The organism is Pseudomonas sp. B40(2017) (genome assembly GCF_002112855.1).
Lineage (GTDB): Bacteria > Pseudomonadota > Gammaproteobacteria > Pseudomonadales > Pseudomonadaceae > Aquipseudomonas > Aquipseudomonas pharyngis.
The window spans coordinates 630,202-656,438 of record NZ_NEIT01000005.1 but is presented as its reverse complement, the minus strand read 5'-3'; the positions used below and the strand labels follow the sequence as shown (position 1 = coordinate 656,438).

At 62.0% G+C, this 26,237-nt stretch carries 23 protein-coding genes; 10 read left to right on the top strand and 13 right to left on the bottom strand.

Annotated features, from left to right (window positions below):
- Positions 1-667, bottom strand: a 667-nt coding sequence (locus tag CAF76_RS17165; protein ID WP_085695476.1) for a YgcG family protein, incomplete at its 3' end; no start/stop codon positions are given.
- A 13-nt stretch (positions 668-680) separates the two neighbouring features.
- Complete coding sequence (locus CAF76_RS17160; RefSeq protein ID WP_039771481.1) at positions 681-1,289, bottom strand: LemA family protein; 609 nt, start codon at positions 1,287-1,289, stop codon at positions 681-683.
- Positions 1,290-1,549: 260 nt separating this feature from the next.
- On the opposite strand from CAF76_RS17160, the gene bglX reads away from it, so the two are divergent.
- On the top strand, positions 1,550-3,841 hold the full coding sequence (gene bglX / locus CAF76_RS17155) for a beta-glucosidase BglX (RefSeq protein WP_085647872.1): 2,292 nt from the start codon (positions 1,550-1,552) through the stop codon (positions 3,839-3,841).
- A 135-nt stretch (positions 3,842-3,976) separates the two neighbouring features.
- Here the strand turns inward: bglX and CAF76_RS17150 are convergent, their stop codons facing one another.
- The 9 genes from CAF76_RS17150 to CAF76_RS17110 form a co-directional block, all read right to left on the bottom strand.
- Complete coding sequence (locus tag CAF76_RS17150) at positions 3,977-5,134, bottom strand: phosphatidylserine/phosphatidylglycerophosphate/cardiolipin synthase family protein (RefSeq protein ID WP_085647871.1); 1,158 nt, start codon at positions 5,132-5,134, stop codon at positions 3,977-3,979.
- Between the two features lies 1 nt (position 5,135).
- Entirely contained in the window at positions 5,136-5,726 is a 591-nt protein-coding gene (locus tag CAF76_RS17145; RefSeq protein ID WP_039771474.1) for a YceI family protein, read from the bottom strand.
- Positions 5,727-5,807: 81 nt separating this feature from the next.
- Positions 5,808-6,578, bottom strand: a complete 771-nt coding sequence (locus tag CAF76_RS17140) for an IclR family transcriptional regulator (protein ID WP_085647870.1) — start codon at positions 6,576-6,578, stop codon at positions 5,808-5,810.
- Between the two features lie 59 nt (positions 6,579-6,637).
- The gene (locus tag CAF76_RS17135) at positions 6,638-8,095 is read right to left on the bottom strand and encodes an amidase (protein WP_085647869.1); all 1,458 of its coding nucleotides are present in this window, start codon (positions 8,093-8,095) and stop codon (positions 6,638-6,640) included.
- Positions 8,092-9,402, bottom strand: coding sequence for a citrate-proton symporter (locus tag CAF76_RS17130; RefSeq protein ID WP_085647868.1), 1,311 nt, complete (start codon positions 9,400-9,402; stop codon positions 8,092-8,094). The genes CAF76_RS17135 and CAF76_RS17130 overlap by 4 nt, the downstream gene beginning before the upstream one ends.
- Positions 9,403-9,481: 79 nt before the next feature.
- Complete coding sequence (locus CAF76_RS17125) at positions 9,482-10,657, bottom strand: M20 aminoacylase family protein (protein ID WP_064594011.1); 1,176 nt, start codon at positions 10,655-10,657, stop codon at positions 9,482-9,484.
- Between the two features lie 143 nt (positions 10,658-10,800).
- On the bottom strand, positions 10,801-11,103 hold the full coding sequence (locus CAF76_RS17120; RefSeq protein WP_085647867.1) for an amidase: 303 nt from the start codon (positions 11,101-11,103) through the stop codon (positions 10,801-10,803).
- The gene (locus CAF76_RS17115) at positions 11,100-12,179 is read right to left on the bottom strand and encodes a serine hydrolase (RefSeq protein ID WP_085647866.1); all 1,080 of its coding nucleotides are present in this window, start codon (positions 12,177-12,179) and stop codon (positions 11,100-11,102) included. Before CAF76_RS17115 ends, CAF76_RS17120 begins: the two co-directional genes overlap by 4 nt.
- Positions 12,180-12,210: 31 nt before the next feature.
- Positions 12,211-13,116 carry an acyl-CoA dehydrogenase family protein gene (locus CAF76_RS17110; RefSeq protein WP_085647865.1) on the bottom strand — a complete coding sequence of 302 codons (906 nt, stop codon included), beginning with the start codon at positions 13,114-13,116 and terminating at the stop codon, positions 12,211-12,213.
- A gap of 153 nt (positions 13,117-13,269) precedes the next feature.
- On the opposite strand from CAF76_RS17110, the gene olsB reads away from it, so the two are divergent.
- Both olsB and CAF76_RS17100 read left to right on the top strand, forming a co-directional pair.
- On the top strand, positions 13,270-14,025 hold the full coding sequence (gene olsB / locus CAF76_RS17105; RefSeq protein ID WP_064594004.1) for an L-ornithine N(alpha)-acyltransferase: 756 nt from the start codon (positions 13,270-13,272) through the stop codon (positions 14,023-14,025).
- The gene (locus tag CAF76_RS17100) at positions 14,025-14,819 is read left to right on the top strand and encodes a 1-acyl-sn-glycerol-3-phosphate acyltransferase (RefSeq protein WP_085647864.1); all 795 of its coding nucleotides are present in this window, start codon (positions 14,025-14,027) and stop codon (positions 14,817-14,819) included. The genes olsB and CAF76_RS17100 overlap by 1 nt, the downstream gene beginning before the upstream one ends.
- A 14-nt stretch (positions 14,820-14,833) precedes the next feature.
- On the opposite strand, the gene CAF76_RS17095 is transcribed toward CAF76_RS17100, so the two are convergent.
- Positions 14,834-15,406 (bottom strand): ACP phosphodiesterase, encoded by a 573-nt coding sequence (locus CAF76_RS17095; protein WP_085647863.1) that lies wholly within the window; start codon positions 15,404-15,406, stop codon positions 14,834-14,836.
- 171 nt (positions 15,407-15,577) lie between these two features.
- Between CAF76_RS17095 and CAF76_RS17090 the strand changes: the two genes are divergently transcribed.
- From CAF76_RS17090 to CAF76_RS28485, 4 genes are all read left to right on the top strand, one after another.
- Positions 15,578-15,880: a helix-turn-helix transcriptional regulator gene (locus CAF76_RS17090; protein ID WP_007957866.1), complete on the top strand. Its 303-nt coding sequence runs from the start codon at positions 15,578-15,580 to the stop codon at positions 15,878-15,880.
- A gap of 33 nt (positions 15,881-15,913) precedes the next feature.
- Complete coding sequence (locus CAF76_RS17085) at positions 15,914-17,077, top strand: MFS transporter (RefSeq protein WP_011332833.1); 1,164 nt, start codon at positions 15,914-15,916, stop codon at positions 17,075-17,077.
- A 32-nt stretch (positions 17,078-17,109) separates the two neighbouring features.
- Positions 17,110-18,159 carry an alkene reductase gene (locus CAF76_RS17080; RefSeq protein ID WP_085647862.1) on the top strand — a complete coding sequence of 350 codons (1,050 nt, stop codon included), beginning with the start codon at positions 17,110-17,112 and terminating at the stop codon, positions 18,157-18,159.
- 168 nt (positions 18,160-18,327) lie between these two features.
- A complete protein-coding gene (locus CAF76_RS28485; protein WP_143491816.1) occupies positions 18,328-19,029 on the top strand; it encodes a hypothetical protein in 702 nt (233 codons plus the stop codon).
- A gap of 439 nt (positions 19,030-19,468) precedes the next feature.
- Here the strand turns inward: CAF76_RS28485 and CAF76_RS17075 are convergent, their stop codons facing one another.
- Positions 19,469-20,101 (bottom strand): TetR family transcriptional regulator, encoded by a 633-nt coding sequence (locus tag CAF76_RS17075; RefSeq protein WP_064593995.1) that lies wholly within the window; start codon positions 20,099-20,101, stop codon positions 19,469-19,471.
- Positions 20,102-20,367: 266 nt separating this feature from the next.
- Here CAF76_RS17075 and emhA point away from each other — a divergent pair, with 266 nt between their 5' ends.
- The 3 genes from emhA to emhC are packed head-to-tail and all read left to right on the top strand — an operon-like array spanning position 20,368 to position 26,150.
- Positions 20,368-21,525, top strand: coding sequence for an efflux RND transporter periplasmic adaptor subunit EmhA (emhA, locus tag CAF76_RS17070; RefSeq protein ID WP_039771445.1), 1,158 nt, complete (start codon positions 20,368-20,370; stop codon positions 21,523-21,525).
- Positions 21,526-21,528: 3 nt separating this feature from the next.
- Positions 21,529-24,693, top strand: a complete 3,165-nt coding sequence (gene emhB / locus CAF76_RS17065; RefSeq protein ID WP_085647861.1) for an efflux RND transporter permease subunit EmhB — start codon at positions 21,529-21,531, stop codon at positions 24,691-24,693.
- On the top strand, positions 24,690-26,150 hold the full coding sequence (gene emhC, locus CAF76_RS17060; RefSeq protein ID WP_064593991.1) for an efflux RND transporter outer membrane subunit EmhC: 1,461 nt from the start codon (positions 24,690-24,692) through the stop codon (positions 26,148-26,150). Before emhB ends, emhC begins: the two co-directional genes overlap by 4 nt.
- Positions 26,151-26,237: the final 87 nt, after the last annotated feature.

Here is a 26,237-nt window from a genome sequence, read left to right as displayed (position 1 = left end):
CGCCGAAACCGCCGCCCGATCCTCCGGAGCCGCCCCGGCCGGCGGGAAGGATACCGAGCATCTGGCAGACAAAAACAGTCACGATGAACAACATCACCAGAAATACGAACAACGCCGGATGCCGCGAGACGAAGTCGTCCGCAGGATCGCCGGCCGATTCATACACCGTGGACGGCTCGTCCAACGGATTTCCGCCCAGCACTACCAGCATCGCCGCGACACCGTCGCTGATGCCCTTGCTGAAATTGCCGGCCTTGAACGACGGCGTGATCACCTGATGAATGATCACCGAGCTCTGCGCGTCGGTCAGCCGGTCCTCCAGCCCGTAGCCGACTTCGATGCGCAATTTGCGCTCGTCCCGGGCGACGATCAACAGTGCGCCGTTGTTCTTGTCCTTCTGGCCGATGCCCCAATGCCGGCCGAGCTCGACGCCATAGTCCTCGATGGTCGCGCCTTGCAGGTTCGGCAACGTCACCACCACCAACTGTTCGCCGGTCGCCTGCTCGTGGGCCTGCAATTGCTGGCTCAGTTGCGTGCGCACCGACGGCTCGATCATCTGCGCATCGTCCACCACCCGCCCGGTCAGCGCCGGAAAGGTCAACTCGGCCCGGGCGCTGACGGCAAACAGCCACAGCATCAGCACCAGGCCCATCTTCAACACACGCATGGGCATCCCCGGCTCAGAACTTCACTTCCGGGGCCTTGTCCGCGCCGGGGCTGGTGGCTTCGAAGGTCTCGCGTATCGGCAAATTGCTGTACATCACGCTGTGCCACAGGCGACCGGGAAAGGTGCGGATTTCGGTGTTGTATTTCTGCACCGCCAGAATGAAATCCCGACGCGCCACGGCGATGCGGTTTTCCGTACCCTCGAGTTGCGATTGCAGGGCGAGGAAGTTCTGGTTGGCTTTCAGGTCCGGATAGCGTTCGGACACCACCATCAACCGGCTCAAGGCACCGGTCAGCTGATCCTGGGCCTGCTGGAACTGCTTGAGTTTTTCCGGATTGTCGAGAGTGCTGGCATCGACCTGGATCGACGTCGCCTTGGCCCGGGCCTCGATCACGGCGGTCAGGGTTGCTTCCTCGTGTTTGGCATAGCCCTTCACGGTTTCCACCAGATTGGGGATCAGGTCGGCGCGGCGCTGGTACTGGTTCTGCACCTGGCCCCAGGCAGCCTTGGCCTGTTCGTCGAGGGTGGGGATGTTGTTGATGCCGCAGGCGGTCAACAACGTGGCCAGCACCAGCAGGGTGGCGACCTGCAAACGCGAGCGGTAGACAGGACTGACATTCATCGGACGGGTGCTCCCTTGCACATTTCATGAATAATGAATCGCGAAACATTCTCAGCCGACGGTTGGGGCATAATCGCCCCCGCCACTGGATTGCGGCGGGCCGATGGGCTAAAAAGAGGCCCTGCGCGATCACGTCGCCGAAACGTTCGACGTACATTCGGCTGTCGTTTTCTGAATCAGCACCCGAACAACAATAGTCGCTCCCTACATTTTGGCTGGCCGGTGTTGTAACGCCGTTTAGGCCCTTGAGAAAACTATTCATGAAGAAGCTGTGTTTGCTGGGCCTGTTCGTCAGCCTGGCCAGTCATCAAGTACTGGCCGCCACGACCCCGGTCCCCCTGGAAAACAAGGATGCGTTCATCAGTAATCTGATGAAACAGATGACCCTCGACGAGAAGATCGGCCAGTTGCGCCTGATCAGCATCGGCCCGGAAATGCCCCGCGAGCTGATCCGCAAAGAGATCGCCGCCGGCAACATCGGCGGCACCTTCAACTCGATCACCCGCCCGGAAAACCGTCCGATGCAGGATGCTGCCATGCGCAGCCGGCTGAAGATTCCGATGTTTTTCGCGTACGACGTGATCCACGGTCACCGTACGATTTTCCCGATTCCGCTGGCGCTGGCCTCTAGCTGGGACATGGACGCCATCGGCCAGTCCGGGCGCGTTGCCGCCAAGGAAGCCGCCGCCGACAGCCTCGACATCACCTTCGCGCCGATGGTCGACATCTCCCGCGACCCACGCTGGGGCCGCAGCTCCGAAGGTTTCGGTGAAGACACCTACCTGACCTCGCGCATCGCCAAAGTCATGGTCAAGGCCTATCAGGGCGACACGCCGAGCGCAGCCGACAGCATCATGGCCAGCGTCAAGCACTTCGCCCTGTACGGCGCGGTCGAGGGCGGTCGCGACTACAACACCGTCGACATGAGCCCGGTGAAGATGTACCAGGACTACCTGCCACCGTACCGCGCAGCCATCGACGCTGGCGCCGGCGGCGTGATGGTGGCGTTGAACTCGATCAACGGCATCCCGGCCACCGCCAACACCTGGCTGATGAACGATCTGCTGCGCAAGGACTGGGGCTTCAAAGGCCTGGCGGTCAGCGACCACGGCGCGATCTTCGAACTGATCAAGCACGGCGTGGCCCGCGACGGTCGGGAAGCGGCGAAGCTGGCGATCAAGGCCGGCATCGACATGAGCATGAACGACACCCTGTACGGCAAAGAGCTGCCGGGGCTGCTCAAGTCCGGCGAGATCGAACAGCAAGACATCGACAACGCCGTGCGTGAAGTCCTCGCCGCCAAGTACGACATGGGCCTGTTCAAGGACCCGTACCTTCGCATCGGCAAGGCTGAAGACGATCCGGCCGACACCTACGCCGAAAGTCGCCTGCACCGCGCCGACGCCCGTGAAGTGGCGCGTCGCAGCCTGGTGCTGCTGAAGAACCGGAACGAAACCCTGCCGCTGAAGAAAACCGCCAAAGTCGCGCTGGTCGGCCCGCTGGCCAAGGCCCCGATCGACATGATGGGCAGCTGGGCGGCCGCCGGTCGTCCGGCGCAATCGGTGACCCTGTTTGATGGCATGAGCAATGTGATCGGCGACAAGGCGAACCTGATCTACGCCCGTGGCGCCAACATCACCAGCGACAAGAAGGTTCTCGACTACCTGAACTTCCTCAACTTCGACGCCCCGGAAGTGGTCGATGACCCACGCCCGGCCAACGTGTTGATCGACGAAGCGGTGAAAGCCGCCAAGGATGCTGACGTGGTGGTCGCTGCCGTGGGCGAGTCCCGTGGCATGTCCCACGAATCGTCGAGCCGCACCGACCTGAACATCCCGGAAAACCAGCGCGAGCTGATCCGTGCCCTGAAAGCCACCGGCAAGCCGCTGGTGCTGGTGCTGATGAACGGCCGTCCGCTGACGATCCTCGAAGAGAAAGAACAGGCTGACGCGATTCTGGAAACCTGGTTCAGCGGCACCGAGGGCGGCAACGCCATCGCCGACGTGCTGTTCGGCGACTACAACCCGTCGGGCAAACTGCCGGTGACCTTCCCGCGTTCCGTGGGCCAGATCCCGACCTACTACAACCACCTGAGCATTGGCCGGCCGTTCACGCCGGGCAAACCGGGCAACTACACCTCGCAGTATTTCGATGACACCACCGGGCCGCTGTTCCCGTTCGGTTTCGGTCTGAGCTACACCGACTTCAGCCTGAGCGACATGGCGCTGTCTTCGACCACCCTGAACGCCACCGGCAAGCTCGACGCCAGTGTCATGGTCAAGAACACCGGCAAGCGTGACGGCGAAACCGTGGTGCAGCTGTATATCCAGGACGTCACCGGGTCGATGATCCGTCCGGTCAAGGAACTGAAGAACTTCCAGAAAATCATGCTCAAGGCCGGCGAGCAGAAAGTCGTGCACTTCACCATCACCGAAGATGACCTGAAGTTCTACAACGCCCAGCTCAAGTACGCGGCCGAGCCTGGCAAGTTCAACGTGCAGATCGGCCTGGATTCCCAGGACGTGACGCAGCAGAGCTTTGAGTTGCTGTAATCCCCTCTCCGCTCGATCGTTCCCACGCTCTGCGTGGGAATGCCTCAATGGACGCTCTGCGTCCGCTTTGGGACGCGGAGCGTCCCGGGCTGCATTCCCACGCGGAGCGTGGGAACGATCAATCGGGGGCAGCGACTAGCCGCGTCTGTCGAGCAAGTTGACCACCACCCGATCTACCCAGCCCCACACCCGCTGCTTCACCCGCCGCCACAGTGGCCGTTTCCGCCACTCCTCCAGGCTCACCTGCTGACTCAGGCCGAAGTCCTTCTCGAAACTCGCCGCCACCGCTGCCGTCAGTGACGGGTCCAGCGCTTCCAGATTCGCTTCAAGATTGAAGCGCAGATTCCAGTGATCGAAGTTGCACGAACCGATGCTCACCCAATCGTCCACCAGCACCATTTTCAGGTGCAGGAAACACGGCTGGTATTCGTAGATTTTCACCCCGGCCTTGAGCAGGCGCGGGTAGTAGCGATGCCCCGCGTAGCGCACCGACGGATGATCGGTGCGCGGCCCGGTCAGCAGCAGGCGCACGTCGAGGCCACGGGCGGCGGCCTTGCGCAGGGAACGGCGGATTTTCCAGGTGGGCAGGAAGTACGGCGTGGCCAGCCAGATCCGCTGCTGGCCGCTGTTCAGCGCGCGGAACAGCGATTGCAGAATGTCGCGATGCTGGCGGGCGTCGGCGTAGGCCACGCGGCCCATGCCCTCCCCCATGTCCGGCACGCGCGGCAGCCGTGGCAGGCCGAAATGCGCGTTGGGCCGCCAGGCCCGGCGATGGCGGTTGGCGATCCATTGGCGGTCGAACAGCAGTTGCCAGTCGAGCACCAGCGGGCCGGTGATCTGCACCATGACCTCGTGCCATTCGCTGGTGTCGTGGCCCGGCGTCCAGAACTCGTCGGTGACCCCGGTGCCGCCAACCACCGCCAGACGCTGGTCGACCAGCAACAGCTTGCGATGATCGCGATAGAAATTGCCGACCCAGCGCCGCCAGTTCAGCCGGTTGTAAAAACGCAGCTCGACCCCGGCCCCGGTCAGCCGCCGGCGCAACGTGAGGGTGAAGGCGAGGCTGCCGTAATCGTCGAACAGGCAACGCACCCGCACGCCCCGCTCCGCCGCCAGCACCAGCGCCTGCACGATGGTTTCGGCACAGGCACCGGCCTCCACCAGATACAGCTCCAGTTCGATCTGCTCGCGGGCGCGGGCAATCTCGTCGAGCATGCGCGGGAAGAATTGCGGGCCGTCGATCAACAGCTCGAAGCGGTTGCCATCACGCCACGGAAACACCGCGCCGCGCATGTCAGCGCGCCGTGAAGATCAGCACCGCACCCACCGGCACCGACAGACTGATGGCCGACAGACCGGCCATGTTGCGCAGGCTTTCCAGCCCTGGCAGCAGATCGAAATCCTCGGCACTGATCACCAGCGGCTCCAGGGTCACCACCTGAAAGCGTCGGTCATCGAGGCGCGTGGCGAGCAGCTCGGCGGGGTATTCGTGCTGTTTGCCGTGCAGATTGACGGTCAGCGGCAGGCGCAATTCAAGCTGCGCGCCGGGGGCCAGATCGTTGATCGGGCGCAGGTCGATCTGGGTGGTGATGGTCGCTTCGGGGAATTGTTCGATCTGGAACAGCTCCTTGCGCATGCGCTCGTCGCGCAGCGGGATGCCGCTGTTGATCGAGTCGAGCTCGACCTCGACCACGGCGCGCCCGTCGGGATCGACCTTGCCGTGCAGCACCAGAAAGCGCTGCACTTCGGATACGTTGGCGTTTTTCGTGCTGACGAACGACAGCCGCGACGACTCGCCGTCCAGATACCAATTGGCCTGAGCCGGCAGCACAGCGGCGCCCAGCAGCAGGCCGGCGAAGGCGTTGCACAGAGAACGGTTGAACATTGAAAACTCGTGGGGCCGATAAACGTGCACGAACCTTAACTGGCCTTGGCGTTATTGCAAACTGTCAGTCTGTGCAAACACTCAGGCCAATGCCTGCTGCACCTCGCCGATGGTCGACGCGAGGCTGTTGAGGTGCAGGCTCAGCACCCGTTCCACCGGCGCCTGATCCATTGGCCAGTGCAGCGCCATACTGCCGACCAGCCGCCCTTGCGCACGAATCGGCAACGCCACCGCGCGAATCAGGAACGGCAGGCGCACCGGGTATTCCCAATAACCTTCAGTGCGCTGGCCGAAGCCCTGATGCAAGGCTTGTTCGGTGGCCTGCAATACACCGTCATCCGCCAATTGTTCGCGCTCGGCCAGACGTTTCACGTCCTGGCTGTCGAGTTCGCCAAGGCAGGCCCGGCCCATGGCCGAATGAAACAGGCTGGCGTGATGGCCGACGATCTGGCAGTTGGTGGGATAGCGTTTGCGCAAGATCTGCGGGATCGCACTTTCCATCACTTCAACCCGTTCGCCGTCGAAGCACGACAGATCTGCCACCAGCCCGGTGCGCTCGCTAAGCTCCAGCAGCATCGGCGCGGCGCTTTCCACCAGGTGGCGTTTGAAGCGTTGCTGTCGATCACCGAACAGCCGTTTGGCGCACAACCGGTAGCGGCGGTCGCTGAGGCCGCGATAGATCCAGCCCTGCTCCTGCAAGGTCGCGAGCATGCGCGACACCGTGGCCTTGGGCAGAGTCGTCAGGTAGTGCAACTCTTCCAGCCCCAACGCCTGATGCTCGCCAAGCAACTCGACGATGGCCAGCGCCCGTTCGACCGAGCGCACGCTACCGGTGTCTGCCTTGCTGCCCATGTGTTCGACCTCCATGGATACGGATGAAAGATCACTTCGTGCAGCAAGATGCGGGCCGCTCAGGCCGATTGCAGGCATGCCGGCGGTCGCCGTTCGACCCAGCGGGTCAGCTGTTCATGAGCATAGGCCAGTTGCAGCACCGCCCGATCCGCCTGGGCCGGGCCGATGATTTGCAGGCCCATCGGCAACCCGGCCGGGTTGAAACCGACCGGCACGCTGATGCTCGGCAACCCCGCCAACGTCGGGCCTATTACCACTTCCATCCAGCGGTGATAGGTGTCCATGGTTTGCCCACCGACGACTCGCGGCCACAGCTGCTGTGCATCAAAAGGGAACACCTGGGCGGTGGGCAGCAGCAGGAAATCGTAACGCTCGAACAACTCGCTCAACGCGCGATACCACTCGCTGCGCGCGACCGACGCCTGATAGACCTCGGCAGCGGTCAGACGCAGACCGCCCTCGATTTCCCATTGTGCTTCGGGTTTGAGCAATGACCGTTTTTGCGGATCGGCATAGGCGGCGCCGAGGCTGCCCTGCACCAGAAAATGCCGGTGCGTGAGCCAGGTCTGCCACAGGCGTTCCATGGAGAAGTCCGGCTGACAGGCCTCAACGTGACAACCCAGGGTGCTGAAATCCGCCAGCGCCGATTCGCACAGGCTCAACACACCGTCGTCCATCGGCAGATAGCCGTTGTAATCGCCAAGCCAGCCGAGACGCAGGCCGTTGCAGTCCTGGTGCAGATCCAGGCCGAAGTCCCGTGGTTCATCGGCCAGCGACAGCGGCACGCGCGGATCGTAGCCGGCCTGGGTCGAGAGCAATCGCGCGACGTCGGTGACCGTGCGCCCCATCGGCCCTTCGGTGGCCAGTTGCTGGACGAACACTTCCGGCATCGGCCCATGGGGCACACGCCCTTGGGACGGGCGGAAGCCGAACACGTTGTTGAACGCCGCCGGGTTACGCAGCGAGCCCATCATGTCGCTGCCGTCGGCCACCGGCAGCAGGCGCAGGGCCAGCGCAACTGCCGCCCCGCCGCTGCTGCCGCCGGCGATCAGGCCCGGATCGTAGGCGTTGGTGGTGGTGCCGAACACGCTGTTGTAGGTCTGCGAACCGAGGCCGAATTCCGGGACGTTGCTCTTGCCGATGATGATCGCGCCGCAGTCGCGAACCCGCGCCACACTGATCGCATCGTGCTGCGGCACTTGCTCGGCGAACAGCGGCGAGCCGAGGGTCGTGCGCAACCCGGCGGTGGCCGCCAGGTCCTTGATCGCCTGGGGCATGCCGTGCATCCAGCCTCGGGATTCGCCGCGATCCAGTTGCCGATCATACTCATCGGCCTCGCGCAGCAGCACGTCTTGCGGGCGCAGCGAGACCAGCGCGTTGACCGCCGGATTGAAGCGATCAATGTGCGACAGGTAGGCCTGCATTACCTCGCGGCACGACACCTTGCGGGCATGGATCACTCGGGACAGCCCATCAGCGTCGAGGGCGACAATCGGATCAATGGCCAACGGACTCACGGTTTCACTCCCAGGTTGAGCGCAACGGATTTCTTCGCGCGTGGTACCTCCTGCAAACAGTAAGTACCGAGCAGGGTCAGCAGGCAAGCGAACAAGACATAGAACGACGGCGCCACCGGGGTGTTCAGAACTTTACTCAGCCAGGTGACGATCAGCGGCGCGAAACCACCGAACACCATCACCGCCACGTTGTAGGCCACCGACACGCCGGTGGAGCGCACCTCAATCGGAAACTGTTCGGCCAGCGCCGTCGGAGCCGGGCCGAAGAACCCGCCAATCGCCGTGCACAGCAGCAGTTGCATCACCAGCAGGCGCTCGATCGAAGGCGCCGCCGCGACCCACACATACAACGGATAAACCATGACGAAAAACGCCAGGGTGAAGGCCATCAGCACCGGCCGCCGACCGAGGCGATCCGACAGTGCACCGGAGAACGGAATCACCACGGTCATCAACCCCACCGCGAGCATCTGCACCAGCAACACCTGATCCAGCGGCAGGCCGAGGTTCTTGTGGGCGAAGGTCGGCATGTTCACCAGCACCACGTAGAACGACACCGTCGCGCCGCACGCCAGGCCCATCGACACCAGCAGGCTGCGGCGATGTTCGCGCAGCACCTGCCACAGGCCCGGCGCTGCGCCTTTGGCTTTCTTGCGCGCTTCGAGAAATTCTTCCGGCTCTTCCATGTGCTTGCGAATCCACAAGCCCACCGGGCCGATCAACAGGCCGAGCACGAACGGAATCCGCCAGCCCCAACTGTCCAGCGCTTCGGGGGAAAACAGGTGCGTGACCAGCGCCACCATCGCCGCGCCGCTGAACACCGCCAGGCATTGCCCGACCAGTTGCCACGAGCCGTACAAACCCTTGCGATGGGCCGGCGCGCTCTCTACCAGAAACGCCGTGGCGCTGGCGTATTCACCGCCCGTAGCGAAACCCTGGAGCATCCGCGCCACCACGATCAGCAACGGCGCGCCCATGCCGATGGCGGCGTAGTTCGGCGCGAACGCGATCAGGGCGATGGACACGGTCATCAGACGGATGATCATTTGCATCGCGGCTTTGCGCCCTTTGCGGTCGGAGTAGATGCCGAGCAGGATGCCGCCCACCGGGCGCATGAAAAAGCCGACGCCGAAGGTCGCCAGCGCCATCAGCAGCGAGGCGTAGTCGTCGTCGGACGGGAAAAACTGCCGGGCGATGATGCTCGCCAGAAAGCCGTAAACGATGAAGTCGTACCATTCCAGGGCGTTGCCGATGACGGCGGCGACCACTTGCCGGGTGCGCGAAACGCCTGCGTTCGAAGTCTGCATGGGGATTCTCCAGAAGCTGTGGGTTGACCACGCAGGCACATGCGCACCTGCGTTCCAGCGGCAGCAAAAAGTGAAGAAATCAGGCCGGCTTGAGCCAGCTCTCGGTGAGCGCGCCCCAATACGCCGCGCCGGTCAGCAGAATGTCATCGTTAAAATCGTACGCCGGGTTATGCACCATCGGCCGCGCCACGCCGTTGCCGATGAACAGGTACGCGCCGGGGCAGCGCTGGAGCATCCAGGCGAAGTCTTCGCTGCCCATCAGTTTCGGAGTGTTGCCATCGACGGCATCGGCGCCCACCAGTTCGACGCCGACCTGACGAGCGAACTCGGTTTCGGCGGCGTGGTTGACCAGCACCGGGTAGGCCGGGCGGTGTTCGATGGTCGAGGTGCAGCCGAAGCTCTCGGCCTGGGACTCGATGATCGAGCGCACGCGGTCCAGTGTCTGAACGCGGACTTCGGCATTCAACGCACGCAGGCTCAGGCGCAAGATCGCCTGTTGCGGAATCACGTTCGCCGCTTCGCCGGCCTGCAATGCGCCGACCGTTACCACCGCCGCCTGCTGCGCATCGATGTTGCGCGCGACCACGGTTTGCAAAGCCATCACCACACTGGCTGCGGCCACCAACGGATCCACCGCCAGATGCGGCATCGAGCCGTGACCGCCAACGCCTTCGATGGTCACCGTGAGCAGATCCTGCGAAGCCATCATCGGCCCTTCGCGAAAGCCCAGATGCCCCGCCGGCAGGCCCGGCATGTTGTGCATGCCGAACAGCGCATCACACGGGAAGCGTTCGAGCAGGCCATCGGCAAGCATCGCTTCGGCCCCGCCCTGGCCCTCTTCGGCGGGCTGGAAAATCAGCGTCAGGGTGCCGTCGAACTGGCGGGTCGCGGCCAGATAACGCGCCGCACCGAGCAGCATCGCGGTGTGCCCGTCGTGGCCGCAGGCGTGCATGCAGCCTTGATGCCGGCTGCTGTAGGCGACGCCAGTGTTCTCGATGATCGGCAGCGCATCCATGTCGGCCCGCAGCCCGAGTCTGCGTGTGCTGCTGCCGTTGCGCAGCACGCCGACTACGCCGGTTTTGCCGACGCCGGTGTGGACTTCATAGCCCCACTCTTCCAGCGACCTGGCGACCAGCGCCGAGGTGCGGCTTTCTTCGAAACCGAGTTCAGGGTGGGCGTGAATGTCCTGGCGGGTGGCGTGCAGGTCGCCAGCCACATCGTTGAGCCAGGCCAGAATGTGCTGATGTCGGGGCATGACGGATCTCCTCGCGCGGGTGTTCCCGGTCTTTTTGTTCGGTGTTGTTTCACGACACGTGAACGGCAGGTCGTGCTCACCGCCAGATAACCGCGAGACACGCGAGAGGACAATCGAATGTGGTTCCACAGGGTGGAACCGGATCAGGGTTGCAGGCGACAGCCCTGGCGTTCGCCTAACCATTGGGCGCTGTTGCTGCGTCCCAGGCCGCTGGCGGTGACGATTTTTTGCGTGCGGTCATCGGTCAGTTCGCTGGGCAGCCACTGCTTCACGTAGCCCCGGCAATACTCGGCGTCGTTGTTCATCACGTAGCGACACGAACAATATTCCTTGGCGGTGTAGGCGCTGATGATGTCCGGGAAGGCCCACAGGTTTTCGCGCTCGTGCCAGCCCCAGCCCAGCAGCACGACCAGCAGCACCAGCAGGATGCGTCTGAACAGTTTCATGGCCGCACCGCCCCGAGCACGCGCTTGAGCAATTCGTTGTGGCGATAGCTGCCGTCGCGGTCATCGGCGTAGCGCACGATCAGCAGTTTTTCGCTCGGGATCACGTACAGCGCCTGGCCCCAGTGGCCGAGGGCGGCGAAGGTGTCGGGTGGTGCGTCGGGCCATGGCGTCGACGCACCGTCTGCCGGGCGATTGAGCCACCACTGGCCGCCGGGCACGGCTTCGTCCTGATGAGCCTTGTAGCCGGCGAAGGGTTGGCGGTTGAAGGCGACCCAATCCTTGGGCAGCAACTGCCGGTCGTTCCAGCGTCCGTCCCGTTCCATCAACAGACCGATTCGCGCCAGATCCCGGGCCGTCATATAGGCATAGGAGGAGGCGACGAAGGTGCCCGTGGCGTCGGTCTCCCAGGTGGCATGGCGGATGCCCAAGGGATCGAAAAGCGCTGTCCACGGATAGTCGGGATAACGCTGTGGGCCGACGATGGTTTTCAGCGCCGCCGCCAACAGATTGCTGTCGCCGCTGGAATAGCGGAACACCTGCCCCGCTGGCGCGTAGCGGTCGTGATCGGCGGTGAAGGCGGCCATGTCGCGGTGGCCACGGGTGTAGAGCATGGCCACCACCGAGGATTTCAGCGGGGCGTATTCGTAGTCTTCCTGCCAGTCGATGCCCGAGGCCCAGTGCAGCAGATCCTTGATCGTGACGGCCGGGTGTTTTTCCAGCACCGGGTAATATTTCGCGGCCGGGTCATCGAGCTTGAACAGGCCTTCGCCGTACGCCACGCCGAGCACCGTGGCCATCAGGCTTTTGCTGATCGACCAGGTCAGGTGCGGCGTGTCGGCGGTGGCCGCAGCGGCGTAGCGTTCGTAGATGAGCTGGCCGTCGCGGATCACCAGCAAGGCGTCGGTGCGGATGCCTTTGCGGGTGCTGTCATCGCGGGTCGGGAAGGCATAGGCCTCCAGTGCCTCGACGGCTGGGCCGGTGAGTTTCGCGCCGGTCGGCCATTGCTCGCCCGGCCATTGTTCGGCCTGAACCGTGAAGCTGATCAGCAGCAGAAACAGGGACAGGCCTTTGAACATGGTGAGGGCTCTGGGGATGAACCTGAGAAGACTAGCCGGCGTTCATGACAGATGTGTTTTGGTTTGCCGCCAACGCCTTGGCCAGGCGTTTGGCCCGCGCACCCGCCGCCAGTTGCATGACCGACTGATCGCGTTGCCACATCGCCGCCCACTCAGGATCGCCGTCGCGCAGGGCTTGATCGACTTTCGCTTTCAACCCGTCGAACTGCGCAAACAATCCGCCGAGCAAAACATGCCCGGCGGGATTGTTCGGCGGCTGACGACTGACTTCCGAGCACCCGGCCAGCAGCGCCAGCAGGCGCAATTGCAGCGGCTGCGGCCAGCCGCTGTCCTGAGCGACGCCGTACAGCCACGCGGTCATTGCGCTCAACACGTAAACGTCTTCAAGGGTGCGGAACGGTTTGACGTAAGCATCCCAACCGTCCCCGGCGAGCAACTCGCACAACGCATCGTCGAGATGCAGCCGACCATGGCTGATGTCCGGCATCAACGGCAGCGCCGGGAGTTTTTCCACTCGCACGCCGGGCTCGCCGGGGTACACCACGGCCAGGCTCAGGCGCGGTGATTCGCCGGGTTGCTCACTGCGCGCGGCGATCAGCAGCCAGTCGGCCGCATCGCCGGCGGTGACGAAATCCTTTTGCCCGGTGAGGCGCAGATCCGTGAGCCGGGTCTGCATGTCCGCCGGGCGCAGGCTGCGCTGCTCGGTCGCGCACATCGCACCGAGGCTCGGCGGCGCGCTCGGCCAGAGCATGCGCAACGCCGCCTGATAACCCACCAGAAACGCCAGCCCCGGCGTCGCCATCCGCCGCCCGCCTGATACCGCCAGTTCGAACGGCGAAACGCTGCCCAGTTGATGTAGCAGCATGGCGAAGCCCTCCGCCAGGTCGGCAACGGCGGGCAGGCGTTCGCGGCATTCCAGCAGGGTCGACCAGGTCATCAGAGGCTCCTTGTGGGCTGTCATATAAGCATCACCAAACATTCATGGCGATGACACCGGGGCTACATAGCCTGACTTTGCACAACACGGCTGCATAAAGAAAGTCGATCGGCTGCAACCCATGACGGGTTCAAGGCCCGTACGGAGATTCACATGACTCAGATCGCCCGCATCAGCGACACCGGCAATGAACGCCGCCTGCAAGCCGAACGCCTGATCGGCGCCGAGGCCTTGCAGCAAGCCCAGGCCTTGCGCTTCAACGTGTTCAGCGGCGAGTTCAACGCCAAGCTGAACGGCGCGGAGCTGGGTCTGGACATGGATGACTATGATGTTCACTGCAGCCACATCGGCGTGCGTGACCTGAACACCGGCCGCCTGGTGGCGACCACCCGTTTGCTCGATCACACCGCCGCCAGCAGCCTGGGCAAGTTCTACAGCGAAGAAGAATTCAGCCTGCACGGCCTCGCGCATCTGCAAGGCCCGATCCTGGAAATCGGCCGCACCTGCGTCGACCCGGCCTACCGCAACGGCGGCACCATCGCCGTGCTGTGGGGCGAGCTGGCCGAAGTCCTCAATCAGGGCGGCTACAGCTATCTGATGGGTTGCGCGAGCATCCCGATGCAGGACGGCGGCATACAGGCCCACGCGATCATGCAGCGCCTGCGCGAACGCTATCTGTGCACCGAACACCTGCGCGCCGAGCCGAAGAATCCGCTGCCGAGCCTCGACATTCCGTCGAACGTGATCGCCGAAATGCCGCCGCTGCTCAAGGCCTACATGCGCCTGGGGGCGAAGATCTGCGGCGAACCTTGCTGGGACGAAGACTTCCAGGTTGCCGACGTGTTCATCCTGCTCAAGCGCGACGAACTCTGCCCGCGCTACGCCAAGCACTTCAAGGCGGCCGTGTAATGAGCCGGCTGCGGGTGTACGCGCGGATCGCGCGAGTGCTGCTGGTGGTGACGCTGGGCCTGAGCATGGCCGGTGTCTTCGGGGTTTTCGAGCGCCTGGGCCTGGCCCATTCGATGGAGCGTCGGCAGCGCTGGTCGCGGTTTTTCATGGCGCGTCTGAGCAATGCCCTGCCCTTTCGCGTGACCGTCCACGGTGAGCTGCCGAAGCAGCCGATGCTGTGGGTCAGCAACCATGTGTCGTGGACCGACATTCCGCTGCTCGGCATGCTCACGCCGCTGTCGTTTCTGTCCAAGGCCGAAGTGCGCACCTGGCCGGTGGCCGGCTGGCTCGCGGCGAAGGCCGGCAGCCTGTTCATCCGTCGCGGTTCGGGCGACAGCCAGTTGATCCGCAAGCAGATGACCCGTCACCTGCAAACCGATCATCCGCTGCTGATGTTCCCGGAAGGCACCACCACCGATGGCCGTTCGCTGCGCACCTTTCATGGTCGCCTGCTGTCGGCGGCGATTGATTCCGAGGTGAAACTGCAACCGGTGGCGATCCGTTACCTGCGCGACGGCAAGATCGATTCGCTGGCGCCGTTCATTGGTGACGATGATCTGCTGTCGCACCTGATGCGCCTGTTCAGCAACGACTGCGGCGATGTCGAAATTCATCTGCTCAAGCCAATTGCCTGCCAGGGGCGGGAGCGCGCGGCATTGGCGTACGAGGCCCAGCAAGCGGTGCAGAAAGCCTTGTTCGGTGATGTGCTCAAACCGGTCGAAGCGCAACACGCCCGCGATCTGATCGCGGCCTGATCGGCGAAGCCTGCCTACAGCTGCCGGCCGGCAAAGTCCTGCAGCTGTGGGTAGAACAAACGAAAGTCCTCGCTCAACGGTTCATACAACCGCCGCAATTCCTCCATCGCCCCCGCCAGTTCTTCAGGCCGGGTCAGGCGCCGGGAGATCCCGCGCAACACCTGCTCCAGCACTTCGAATTCCTGATACGAACCCAACCAGTCATTGGCGACCATGTGCGGGGCGATCTTCGCCAGGCGCTCGGGCAATTGCCGCTCGCTGGACAGCACGCGGTAAACGTCGGTGGTGAATTGGCCGAGCGGCCGATCGGCGTACTGCGTCCAGTCGCGGGCCAGGCAATGGTCGAAAAACACGTCGAGGACGATGCCCGCGTAACGGCGGCGAGTCGTCGAAAACCGGGCCAGCGACGCATCCACCAAAGGATGGCGATCAGTGAACACATCGATTTGCCGATGCAGGGCAATCGCCGCTTCGATCTCCGGGTCGAACTGCCCTTGCAGCCGCCCTTTGACGAAATCGCCATACAGACTGCCGAGCAGTTGACCGGGGCGCTGGCCACCGAGGTGTAAATGTGCGAGATAGTTCATGGGCGCAGCTTAGCACCGCGCCCGCGGTTGTTTACACCTCACATATCGTTATAACCCGATATACCGATTTATGCGGTCGTCAGATCAAATTCATATTGGTGTATCGCGAAGTACCGATATAAAGTTCGCCTCATCGCGATATAGCGCTACACACATCACGAGCACCCAGCCATGAACATTGACCTCGACGAAATAATAAAAGCCCTGGCACACCCAGTACGGCGAGACATCCTCAACTGGCTGAAAGACCCGAAAGCCCAGTTTCCGGAACAGATCCACAACCACGAGTACGGCATCTGCGCCGGGCAGATCGATCAACGCTGCGGCCTGTCGCAATCGACCGTTTCCGCCCACCTGGCCACCCTGCAACGGGCCGGGCTGATCAGCAGCCAGAAGGCCGGCCAGTGGCACTTTTTCAAACGCAACGAGGACGTGATCCAGGCGTTCCTCAGCACCCTCAGCAAAGAGCTCTGACCCTTAACGTCAGCCAGCCAAAAGGACCAGACAATGCCCCTCTCGCTACTCATACTCGCCTTGAGCGCCTTCGCCATCGGCACCACCGAGTTCGTCATCATGGGCCTGCTGCCCAATGTGGCGGCTGACCTCGGTGTGTCGATCCCCGGTGCCGGCTGGCTGGTGACCGGTTACGCCCTGGGCGTGGCGATTGGTGCGCCGTTCATGGCAATGGCCACTGCAAAACTGCCGCGCAAGGCTGCACTGGTTACGCTGATGGGCATCTTCATTATCGGCAACCTGCTCTGCGCCATCGCCACTGATTACAACGTGCTGATGTTCGCCCGAGTGGTCACCGCCCTCTGCCACGGTGCGTTCTTCGGCATCGGTTCGGTGGTCGCGGCCAATCTGGTGGCACCGAACAAACGCGCCTCGGCCGTGGCCCTGATGTTCACCGGCCTGACCCTGGCCAACGTGCTGGGTGTACCGCTGGGCACCGCCCTCGGTCAGGAAGCCGGATGGCGCTCGACCTTCTGGGCAGTGACCGTGATCGGTGTGATCGCGCTGATCGGCCTGATCCGCTTCCTGCCGGCCAAGCGTGACGAAGAAAAACTCGACATGCGCGCCGAACTGGCCGCGCTCAAGGGCGCCGGTATCTGGCTGTCGCTGAGCATGACCGCGCTGTTCGCCGCCTCGGTATTCACCCTGTTCACTTACGTCGCTCCATTGCTGGGCGATGTCACCGGCGTCTCGCCCCGTGGCGTGACCTGGACCCTGATGCTCATCGGCCTGGGCTTGACCGTCGGCAACATCATTGGCGGCAAACTGGCCGATAAAGGCCTGGCCGCGACGCTGATCGGCGTGTTCATCGCCATGGCCGTGACTTCCACCGTCCTGACCTGGACCAGCATCGCGCTGATCCCCACCGAAATCACCCTGTTCCTCTGGGCTACCGCGTGTTTCGCTGCCGTGCCGGCTCTGCAAGTGAACGTCGTGACCTACGGCCAGGCCGCACCGAACCTGGTGTCGACCCTGAACATCGGCGCCTTCAACGTCGGCAACGCCCTCGGTGCCTGGGTCGGCGGCAGCGTCATCGCCCACGGCTACGGCCTGACCAGCGTGCCTCTCGCCGCTGCTGCGCTGGCGGTCCTCGCGCTGCTGGTGACCCTGATCACATTCCGCCAGAACGGCAATCCCGAGCTGGCTACCGCTAACTGATTCACTCACTTACCTCACGAGGGTTGTATCTCATGGCAACAATTTTCGATCCGATCAAACTGGGCGACCTCGAGCTGTCCAACCGCATCATCATGGCCCCGCTGACCCGCTGCCGCGCCGACGAAGGCCGTGTACCGAACGCGCTGATGGCCGAGTACTACGTACAACGCGCCTCGGCCGGCCTGATCCTCAGCGAAGCCACGTCGGTGACCCCGATGGGCGTCGGCTACCCGGACACCCCGGGCATCTGGTCCAACGATCAGGTGCGCGGCTGGACCAACGTGACCAAGGCCGTTCACGCCGCCGGCGGCAAGATCGTCCTGCAACTGTGGCACGTCGGCCGGGTTTCCCACCCGTCGTACCTGAACGGCGAAGCGCCGGTTGCACCGAGCGCCATCCAGCCTAAAGGCCATGTCAGCCTGGTTCGCCCGCTGGCCGACTATCCAACCCCGCGTGCACTGGAAACCGCTGAAATCGCCGACATCGTCGACGCTTACCGCGTCGGTGCGGAAAACGCCAAGGCGGCCGGTTTCGACGGCGTGGAAATCCACGGCGCCAACGGCTACCTGCTCGACCAGTTCCTGCAAAGCAGCACCAACCAGCGTACCGACCACTACGGCGGCTCCCTGGAAAACCGTGCCCGCCTGCTGCTGGAAGTCACCGACGCCGCGATCGAAGTCTGGGGCGCCGGCCGTGTTGGTGTGCACCTGGCACCGCGCGCCGACTCCCATGACATGGGCGACGACAACCTCGCAGAGACCTTCACCTACGTCGCTCGCGAACTGGGCAAGCGTGGCATCGCCTTCATCTGCTCCCGCGAGAAAGAAGGCGCCGACAGCCTCGGCCCACAACTGAAAGAAGCCTTCGGCGGCGTGTACATCGCTAACGAGCGCTTCACCAAGGACAGCGCCAACGCGTGGCTGGCCGAGGGCAAGGCTGACGCCGTGGCATTCGGCATCCCGTTCATTGCCAACCCGGACCTGCCGGCCCGGCTGAAGGACGATGCGCCGCTGAACGAACCGCGGCCAGAGCTGTTCTACGGCAAGGGCCCGGTCGGCTACATCGACTACCCAACGTTGTAATCACTACGCCTTGCAATTCAAAAGCCCCGGACTCGTAAGAGCCGGGGCTTTTTGTTTATCAGGGGGGGGGCGACTACTTGCGAAATAAACCATTACATAGCACGCATGCACATCGACCTTGGTACTGTTATTTTCGCACCCTCCAACTAAACAAAAAGAGAAACCGTCATGAATGACACAACAAACAACACCGCTTCAAAAGACGAAAACAATCATGAAGAAACTCAAATCAAAACATTCGAAAACACTATTCCAACCTCCATTTTATCAAACTCAGCCTATTTAATTAATCCAGTCGCCGCTGGTATTTTAGGTACTGCGCTTTCCAGCATCACCGACGACGAACACACCAAGACCACTAACCACTCAAAACCTGAAGATGAATTTAAAACCGTTATCAAAAAAGCTCAACAACACGAAGAAAAAACCTGGAATACGATTAAACACGAAGGCAATAACAGTATTCTGATCAATATCTACAATGGAACCTCGGAAAAATTTTCACTCACCCAATGCAGCTGGGATACCAATGTATTCCAAGGAAAGGATCTGGTCATCCACCCTTGGACCTACATGCAGTTCATACTACGCAGCACGCCTCCAGCGATTTCTGGTGGGGCGAAACGGCGTAGATCCACCCCCGTCGGACATGCGTTTACTTACTCCGGTGAAAAACAGGCCTTTCATTTCACAACCTCAGTAAAGTTAACGGCCCCCTATGAACCGTTCGCCTTTGACACGAAAATAATCCCCAAACGCGAACATAACGTTCGTTCTATTGGCAAAAAACCACTCACCTGCGAATCTCATATAACCCGGCAACAGCCCGCTCGCCCTTATAGCTATGCCATAGTGATCAACTTAGGTTAAGTACGACCGCCGCCCGTATAACCAATTATTGGGCTGTCGTGAACTGAGATTGCATAGTTCGCAACCATTCAAGTAAAAAGATTCCTTTGATCGTAAAGCGGTATGCACTCAAGGATGCTCCACGGTCGGCCACATCGACTACCCGACAGTATTCGTCAATTACAGAAACACGAAAAAAGCCCTGGACTCGAAAGAGTCGGGGCTTTTTGTTTATCGTAGGTCTGACGCAGCTCCAATAGGGGATCACGTCAGGATTGATTGTCTGGCACTTACCCTCTCTCACATTCCAGACACAAAATTCCTACAAAATACTGAGCTAGCAATCTGTCAATCAAGTGAACGTGCGTATATAAAAGCAGCCCATTACCGCAGCGTGCGTGAAGCACCGTTCATTTTCAACATCACGGTTGACACCCACGGACCAATAACGAATTTTGTTTCATTTGCGCAGGCTGGGGCTCCAGCGCAGCATGTCCAGCCCCGTATCGACCCAACGCTCCGCCTCGGCGTACAGATCGAAAGCGTCCGGCGCCAGGAGCCATCCATAAAGGAGGCCGTCGATATAGGCGTGAATGCTGATGGCTGCCCGGGCGGTGTCGAGGTCCGCCGGCAACTGCCCACGATTGACCGCGTTACTCAGTGTCAGCGCGATCCGCACATTGCAATCGAGGCTGGCGGTCCGGCGCTGCTGACGCAGATCGCACATTTCATCGGTGAACTCGCACTTATGAAACAAAATTTCGTTGATACGCCGGGTCTTCGGATCCAGTGCAACTTTATGAAACAAATGAATCAGCAATTGGCGCATGCAGCCCAGTGGATCGGGTTCGTCCTCGCTTTCGCTGGCCTTGGCCAGTTCGTCCAACGGCTCATGCAGAGTATCGAGCATGGCTTGCAACAGATCGGCCTTGTTGCTGAAGTGCCAGTAGATGGCTCCGCGCGTCACCCCGGCCAGGGTCGCGATATCCGACAATGTCGTGCGCGCCACGCCCCGCTCATAGAAGGCTTTCTCGGCCGCTTCGAGAATCTGGCTGCGCGTTTCCTGAGCTTCCTCTTTGGTACGACGGACCATGGCAGTAAAACCTCAAACAGGATGTTTCAGGGATGGCTGAATATCCGCTGAATAAAAAAGGGTCGATCTCTCGCGGATCGGCTCCCCGGCCTACAATTTCAGACCTTGCGACGACTTTTGTAACAGGATGGATACGACGCCAAGGTGTTTACAAACAACCATGAACGTAAGTATATTCATTAGCAAGCTACTTATCCACCCGATAACCCTTTTTTACCCTTCCACACTTCTTGTGCGCTTTTCGCGCGCCTGACCCGAGGATCTTCATGCAATTCAAGCCAGCTGTTACCGCTCTGGTCACTGCCGTCGCCCTGGCATCGCTGCTCAGCGGATGTAAAAAGGAAGAGGCGGCTCCCGCCGCACCACCTCCTCAGGTCGGCGTCGTCACCCTGCAACCACAAGCCTTTACTCTGACTTCCGAACTGCCGGGCCGCACCAGTGCATTCCGCATCGCCGAAGTTCGTCCGCAGGTCAACGGCATCATTCTCAAGCGTCTGTTCAAGGAAGGCGGCGATGTCAAAGCCGGCCAGCAGCTGTATCAGATCGATCCGTCGGTTTATGAAGCGACCCTGAAAAGCGCCGAAGCCAACCTGCGTTCGACCAAGTCGATCTCCGACCGCTACAAGCAACTGGTCGACGAGCAGGCCGTCAGCCGTCAGGAATACGACACCGCCGTAGCCAACCGCCTGCAATCGGAAGCGTCGTTGCAAAGCGCGCAGATCAACGTGCGTTACACCAAGGTCTACGCACCGATCTCCGGTCGCATCGGCCGTTCTTCGGTGACCGAAGGCGCGCTGGTCAGCAGCGGCCAGACCGACGCGATGGCCGTGATCCAGCAACTGGACCCGATCTACGTCGACGTTACTCAGTCCTCGGTCGAGTTGCTGGAATTGCGTCGCGAACTGGAAAGCGGTCGTCTGCAGAAGGCCGGCGACAACGCCGCTGCGGTCAAGCTGACCCTCGAAGACGGCAGCCAGTACAAGCTCGACGGTAAGCTGGAATTCTCCGAAGTGTCGGTCGACCAGACCACCGGTTCCGTGACCCTGCGCGCCGTGTTCCCGAACCCGGATCACACTCTGCTGCCGGGCATGTTCGTCCACGCGCAGTTGCAGGCCGGTGTGAACAGCGCCGCGATCCTCGCGCCGCAGCAAGGCGTGACCCGCGACCTCAAGGGCACCCCGACTGCGCTGGTCGTCGGTCCGGACAACAAGGTCGAACTGCGTCAGCTCAAGGCCAGCCGTACTGTCGGCAGCCAGTGGCTGATCGAAGACGGCCTGAAGGCCGGCGATCGCCTGATCACCGAAGGGCTGCAATTCGTCAAACCGGGTGTTGAGGTCAAACCGACCGAAGCGACCAACGTCGGCAAAAAGAACCCGGCCCCCGCTCAGGCAGCTGACAAAGCCGCCGGCGGCAAAGGGGAGTAATCCATGTCAAAATTTTTCATCGACCGTCCGATTTTCGCCTGGGTAATTGCCCTGGTGATCATGCTGGTCGGGGCACTTTCGATCCTGAAACTGCCAATCAACCAGTACCCGAGCATTGCGCCACCAGCCATTGCAATCTCGGTGACCTACCCGGGTGCTTCGGCACAGACGGTTCAGGACACCGTGGTGCAAGTGATCGAGCAGCAGCTCAACGGTATCGACAACCTGCGTTATGTGTCCTCGGAAAGTAACTCCGACGGCAGCATGACCATCACCGCGACCTTCGAGCAAGGCACCAACTCCGACACCGCGCAGGTCCAGGTCCAGAACAAGCTGAACCTGGCCACCCCGCTGCTGCCGCAGGAAGTGCAGCAACAGGGTATCCGCGTGACCAAGGCAGTGAAGAACTTCCTGCTGGTGATCGGCGTGGTGTCGCGTGACGGCAGCATGACCAAGGACGACCTGTCCAACTACATCGTGTCGAACATGCAGGACCCGATCTCCCGGACCGCCGGTGTCGGTGACTTCCAGGTCTTCGGTGCCCAGTACGCGATGCGCATCTGGCTCGACCCGGCCAAGTTGAACAACTTCAACCTGACCCCGGTCGACGTGAAAACCGCGATTGCGGCGCAGAACGTCCAGGTGTCGTCCGGTCAGCTCGGTGGTTTGCCTGCCGTGCAGGGCCAGCAGCTGAACGCCACGATCATCGGCAAGACCCGTCTGCAGACCGCCGAGCAGTTCAAAGAGATTCTGCTCAAGGTCAACAAGGACGGCTCGCAGGTTCGCCTCAAAGACGTCGCCGACGTCGGCCTGGGTGGCGAGAACTATGCGATCAGCGCCCAGTTCAACGGCAGCCCGGCGTCCGGTCTGGCGGTGAAACTGGCCAACGGCGCCAACGCCCTCGACACCGCCAAGGCACTGCGCAAGACGATTGACGACCTCAAGCCGTTCTTCCCGCAAGGCATGGAAGTGGTGTTCCCGTACGACACCACCCCGGTGGTGACCGAGTCGATCAAAGGCGTGGTTCACACCTTGGTCGAAGCGATTGCGCTGGTGTTCCTGGTGATGTTCCTGTTCCTGCAGAACTTCCGCGCCACCGTCATCACCACGATGACCGTGCCGGTGGTATTGCTCGGTACTTTCGGCATCCTCGCAGCGGCCGGTTTCAGCATCAACACCCTGACCATGTTCGGCATGGTGCTGGCCATCGGCTTGCTGGTGGACGACGCCATTGTCGTGGTGGAAAACGTCGAGCGGGTGATGAGCGAAGAAGGCTTGTCACCGAAGGAAGCGACCAAGAAATCCATGGGCCAGATCCAGGGCGCCCTGGTCGGTATCGCCCTGGTGCTGTCGGCGGTGTTGCTGCCGATGGCATTCTTCAGCGGCTCCACCGGTGTGATCTACAAGCAGTTCTCGATCACCATCGTGTCGGCCATGGCGCTGTCGGTACTGGTCGCGCTGATCTTCACCCCGGCGCTGTGCGCCACCATGCTCAAGGCGATTCCGCACGGTGAGCACGGCACACCGAAAAAGGGTTTCTTCGGCTGGTTCAACCGCAACTTCGACCGTGGCGTCAACAGCTACGAGCGCGGTGTTGGCAACATGTTGTCGCGCAAGGCGCCATATCTGCTGGCGTACCTGCTGATCGTGGTCGGCATGATCTGGCTGTTCACCCGCATCCCGACCGCGTTCCTGCCGGAAGAAGACCAGGGCGTTCTGTTCGCCCAGGTGCAGACACCCGCCGGTTCCAGTGCCCAGCGCACTCAGGTGGTGGTGGATGAAATGCGTGAGTTCCTGCTGCGTCCGACCAAGGACGGCGGTGAAGGCGACGCAGTAGCCTCGGTGTTCACCGTGACCGGCTTCAACTTCGCCGGCCGTGGCCAAAGCTCGGGTATGGCGTTCATCATGCTCAAGCCGTGGGGCGAACGTAACGCCGACAACAGCGTGTTCAAACTGGCGGCCCGCGCCCAGCAGCACTTCTTCAGCTTCCGCGATGCGATGGTGTTCGCCTTCGCCCCGCCGGCCGTACTGGAGCTGGGTAATGCCACCGGTTTCGACGTGTTCCTGCAGGACCGCGCCGGTATCGGTCACGAACAACTGATGGCCGCGCGCAACCAGTTCCTCGGCATGGCCGCGCAGAGCAAGGTGCTCACGCAGGTCCGTCCGAACGGTCTGAACGATGAACCGCAGTTCCAGCTGGAAATCGATGACGAGAAGGCCAGTGCCCTGGGCATCACCATCTCCGACATCAACAACACCCTGTCGATTGCGCTGGGCAGTAGCTACGTCAACGACTTCATCGACCGTGGTCGGGTGAAGAAGGTGTACGTGCAGGGCCGGCCAGACTCGCGCATGAGCCCGGAAGACCTGAAGAAGTGGTACGTGCGCAACGCCGCCGGCACCATGGTTCCGTTCTCCGCATTCGCCAAGGGCGAGTGGATCTACGGTTCGCCGAAGCTGGCGCGTTACAACGGCGTTGAAGCGGTCGAGATCCTAGGTGCCCCGGCGCCGGGTTACTCCACCGGTGAAGCGATGGCCGAAGTCGAGGCGATTGCCAAGAAACTGCCGGCCGGTGTGGGTATCTCGTGGACCGGTCTGTCGTACGAAGAACGTCTGTCCGGCTCACAGGCTCCGGCGCTATACGCCCTGTCGCTGCTGATGGTGTTCCTGTGTCTGGCGGCGCTGTATGAAAGCTGGTCGATTCCGATCGCGGTCATGCTGGTGGTACCGCTGGGGATCATCGGTGCGCTGATGGCCACCAGCCTGCGCGGTCTGTCGAACGACGTGTACTTCCAGGTGGGTCTGTTGACGACTATCGGTCTGGCGGCTAAAAACGCCATTCTGATCGTCGAGTTCGCCAAGGAATTGCACGAGCAGGGACGCAGTCTGCGCGATGCGGCCATTGAAGCCTGCCGCATGCGTCTGCGACCGATCATCATGACGTCGCTGGCCTTCGTCCTCGGTGTTGTACCGTTGGCTATCTCCACCGGCGCAGGCTCGGGCAGTCAACACGCGATCGGTACCGGCGTGATTGGCGGTATGCTCACCGCGACGATCCTGGCGATATTCTGGGTTCCACTGTTCTTCGTCACTGTGTCGTCCATGGGTCAGCGCAAAAACGCCGGCAAGGATGACGCCATAGAAACTCCTAAAGAGGCTGGCCAATGAGCAAGTCGCTACTCTCCATCGCAGTCGCCGCCTTCGTGCTGAGCGGTTGCTCGCTGATACCGGATTATCAGCAGCCGCAAGCACCGGTGGCGGGCCAATACCCGCAGGGCCCGGCGTACTCGCCGGCCCAGGCACCGGCGCAGGCCGCTGCCGAGCAGGGCTGGAAGCAGTTTTTCCATGACCCGGCCCTGCAGCAGCTGATCCAGGTGGCCCTGGAAAACAACCGCGACCTGCGTGTCGCGGCGCTGAACATCGACGCCTACGCGGCTCAATACCGCATCCAGCGCGCCGATCTGTTCCCGGCCGTGTCGGCCAATGCCAGCGGCAGTCGTCAGCGGGTTCCGGCCCGTGCGTCGCAGACCGGTGAAGCGGCCATCAGCAGTTCCTACTCCGCTACCGTCGGCATCAGCGCCTACGAACTCGACCTGTTCGGTCGGGTTCGCAGCCTGAGCGAACAAGCGCTGCAACAATACTTCGCCACCGAAGAAGCGCGCCGCAGCACCCAGATCAGCCTGGTGGCCAGCGTGGCCAACGCCTACCTGACCTGGCAGGCCGACAAGGAACTGCTCAAGCTGACGCAGGACACCCTCGGTGCCTTCGAGGAAAGCTACAAACTGACCAGCCGCAGCAATGAAGTCGGTGTGGCCTCGGCGCTGGACCTGGCGCAGTCGCGTACCTCGGTCGAGAACGCCCGGGCACAACTGGCGCGTTACACCCGCCAGGTGGCCCAGGACGAAAACAGCCTGACCCTGCTGCTCGGCACCGGCATCCCGGCCAACCTGCAAGCGGCCAAACCGCTGTCGGATGACCTGCTGGCCGACGTACCGGCCGGTCTGCCGTCGGATCTGCTGCAACGCCGTCCGGACATCCTGCAGGCCGAGTACAACCTGAAGGCCGCCAACGCCAACATCGGCGCGGCCCGTGCAGCGTTCTTCCCGAGCATCAGCCTGACCGCCAACGCGGGCAGCCTGAGCCCGGACCTGTCCGGCCTGTTCAAGGGCGGTTCGGGCACGTGGCTGTTCCAGCCGCAGATCAACCTGCCGATCTTCAACGCCGGCAGCCTGCGCGCCAGCCTCGACTACGCCAAGATCCAGAAGGACATTGGCGTGGCGAACTACGAGAAGTCAATTCAAACGGCCTTCCAGGAAGTCGCCGACGGCCTGGCCGCGCGCCAGACCTACACCGAGCAGTTGCAGGCTCAGCGTGATTTCGTTCAGGCCAACCAGGATTACTACCGCCTGGCCGAGCGTCGCTATCGCATTGGCGTCGACAGCAACCTGACCTTCCTCGATGCCCAGCGTCAGCTGTTCAGCGCACAACAATCGCTGATCACCGACCGCCTCGCGCAGCTGACCAGTGCGGTCAACCTGTACAAGGCCCTGGGCGGTGGCTGGAATGCGCAGACCGCGCAGAACGAGCCGCTCAAAGAAGAAGCGCCGAAGATGAAGTTGTTCTGATCATCTGCTGAATACAAGAAGCCCACCGTTTGGTGGGCTTTTTGTTGCCCGCAAATCTTGCGTTCGATAATCGCCCAAATTCCACTT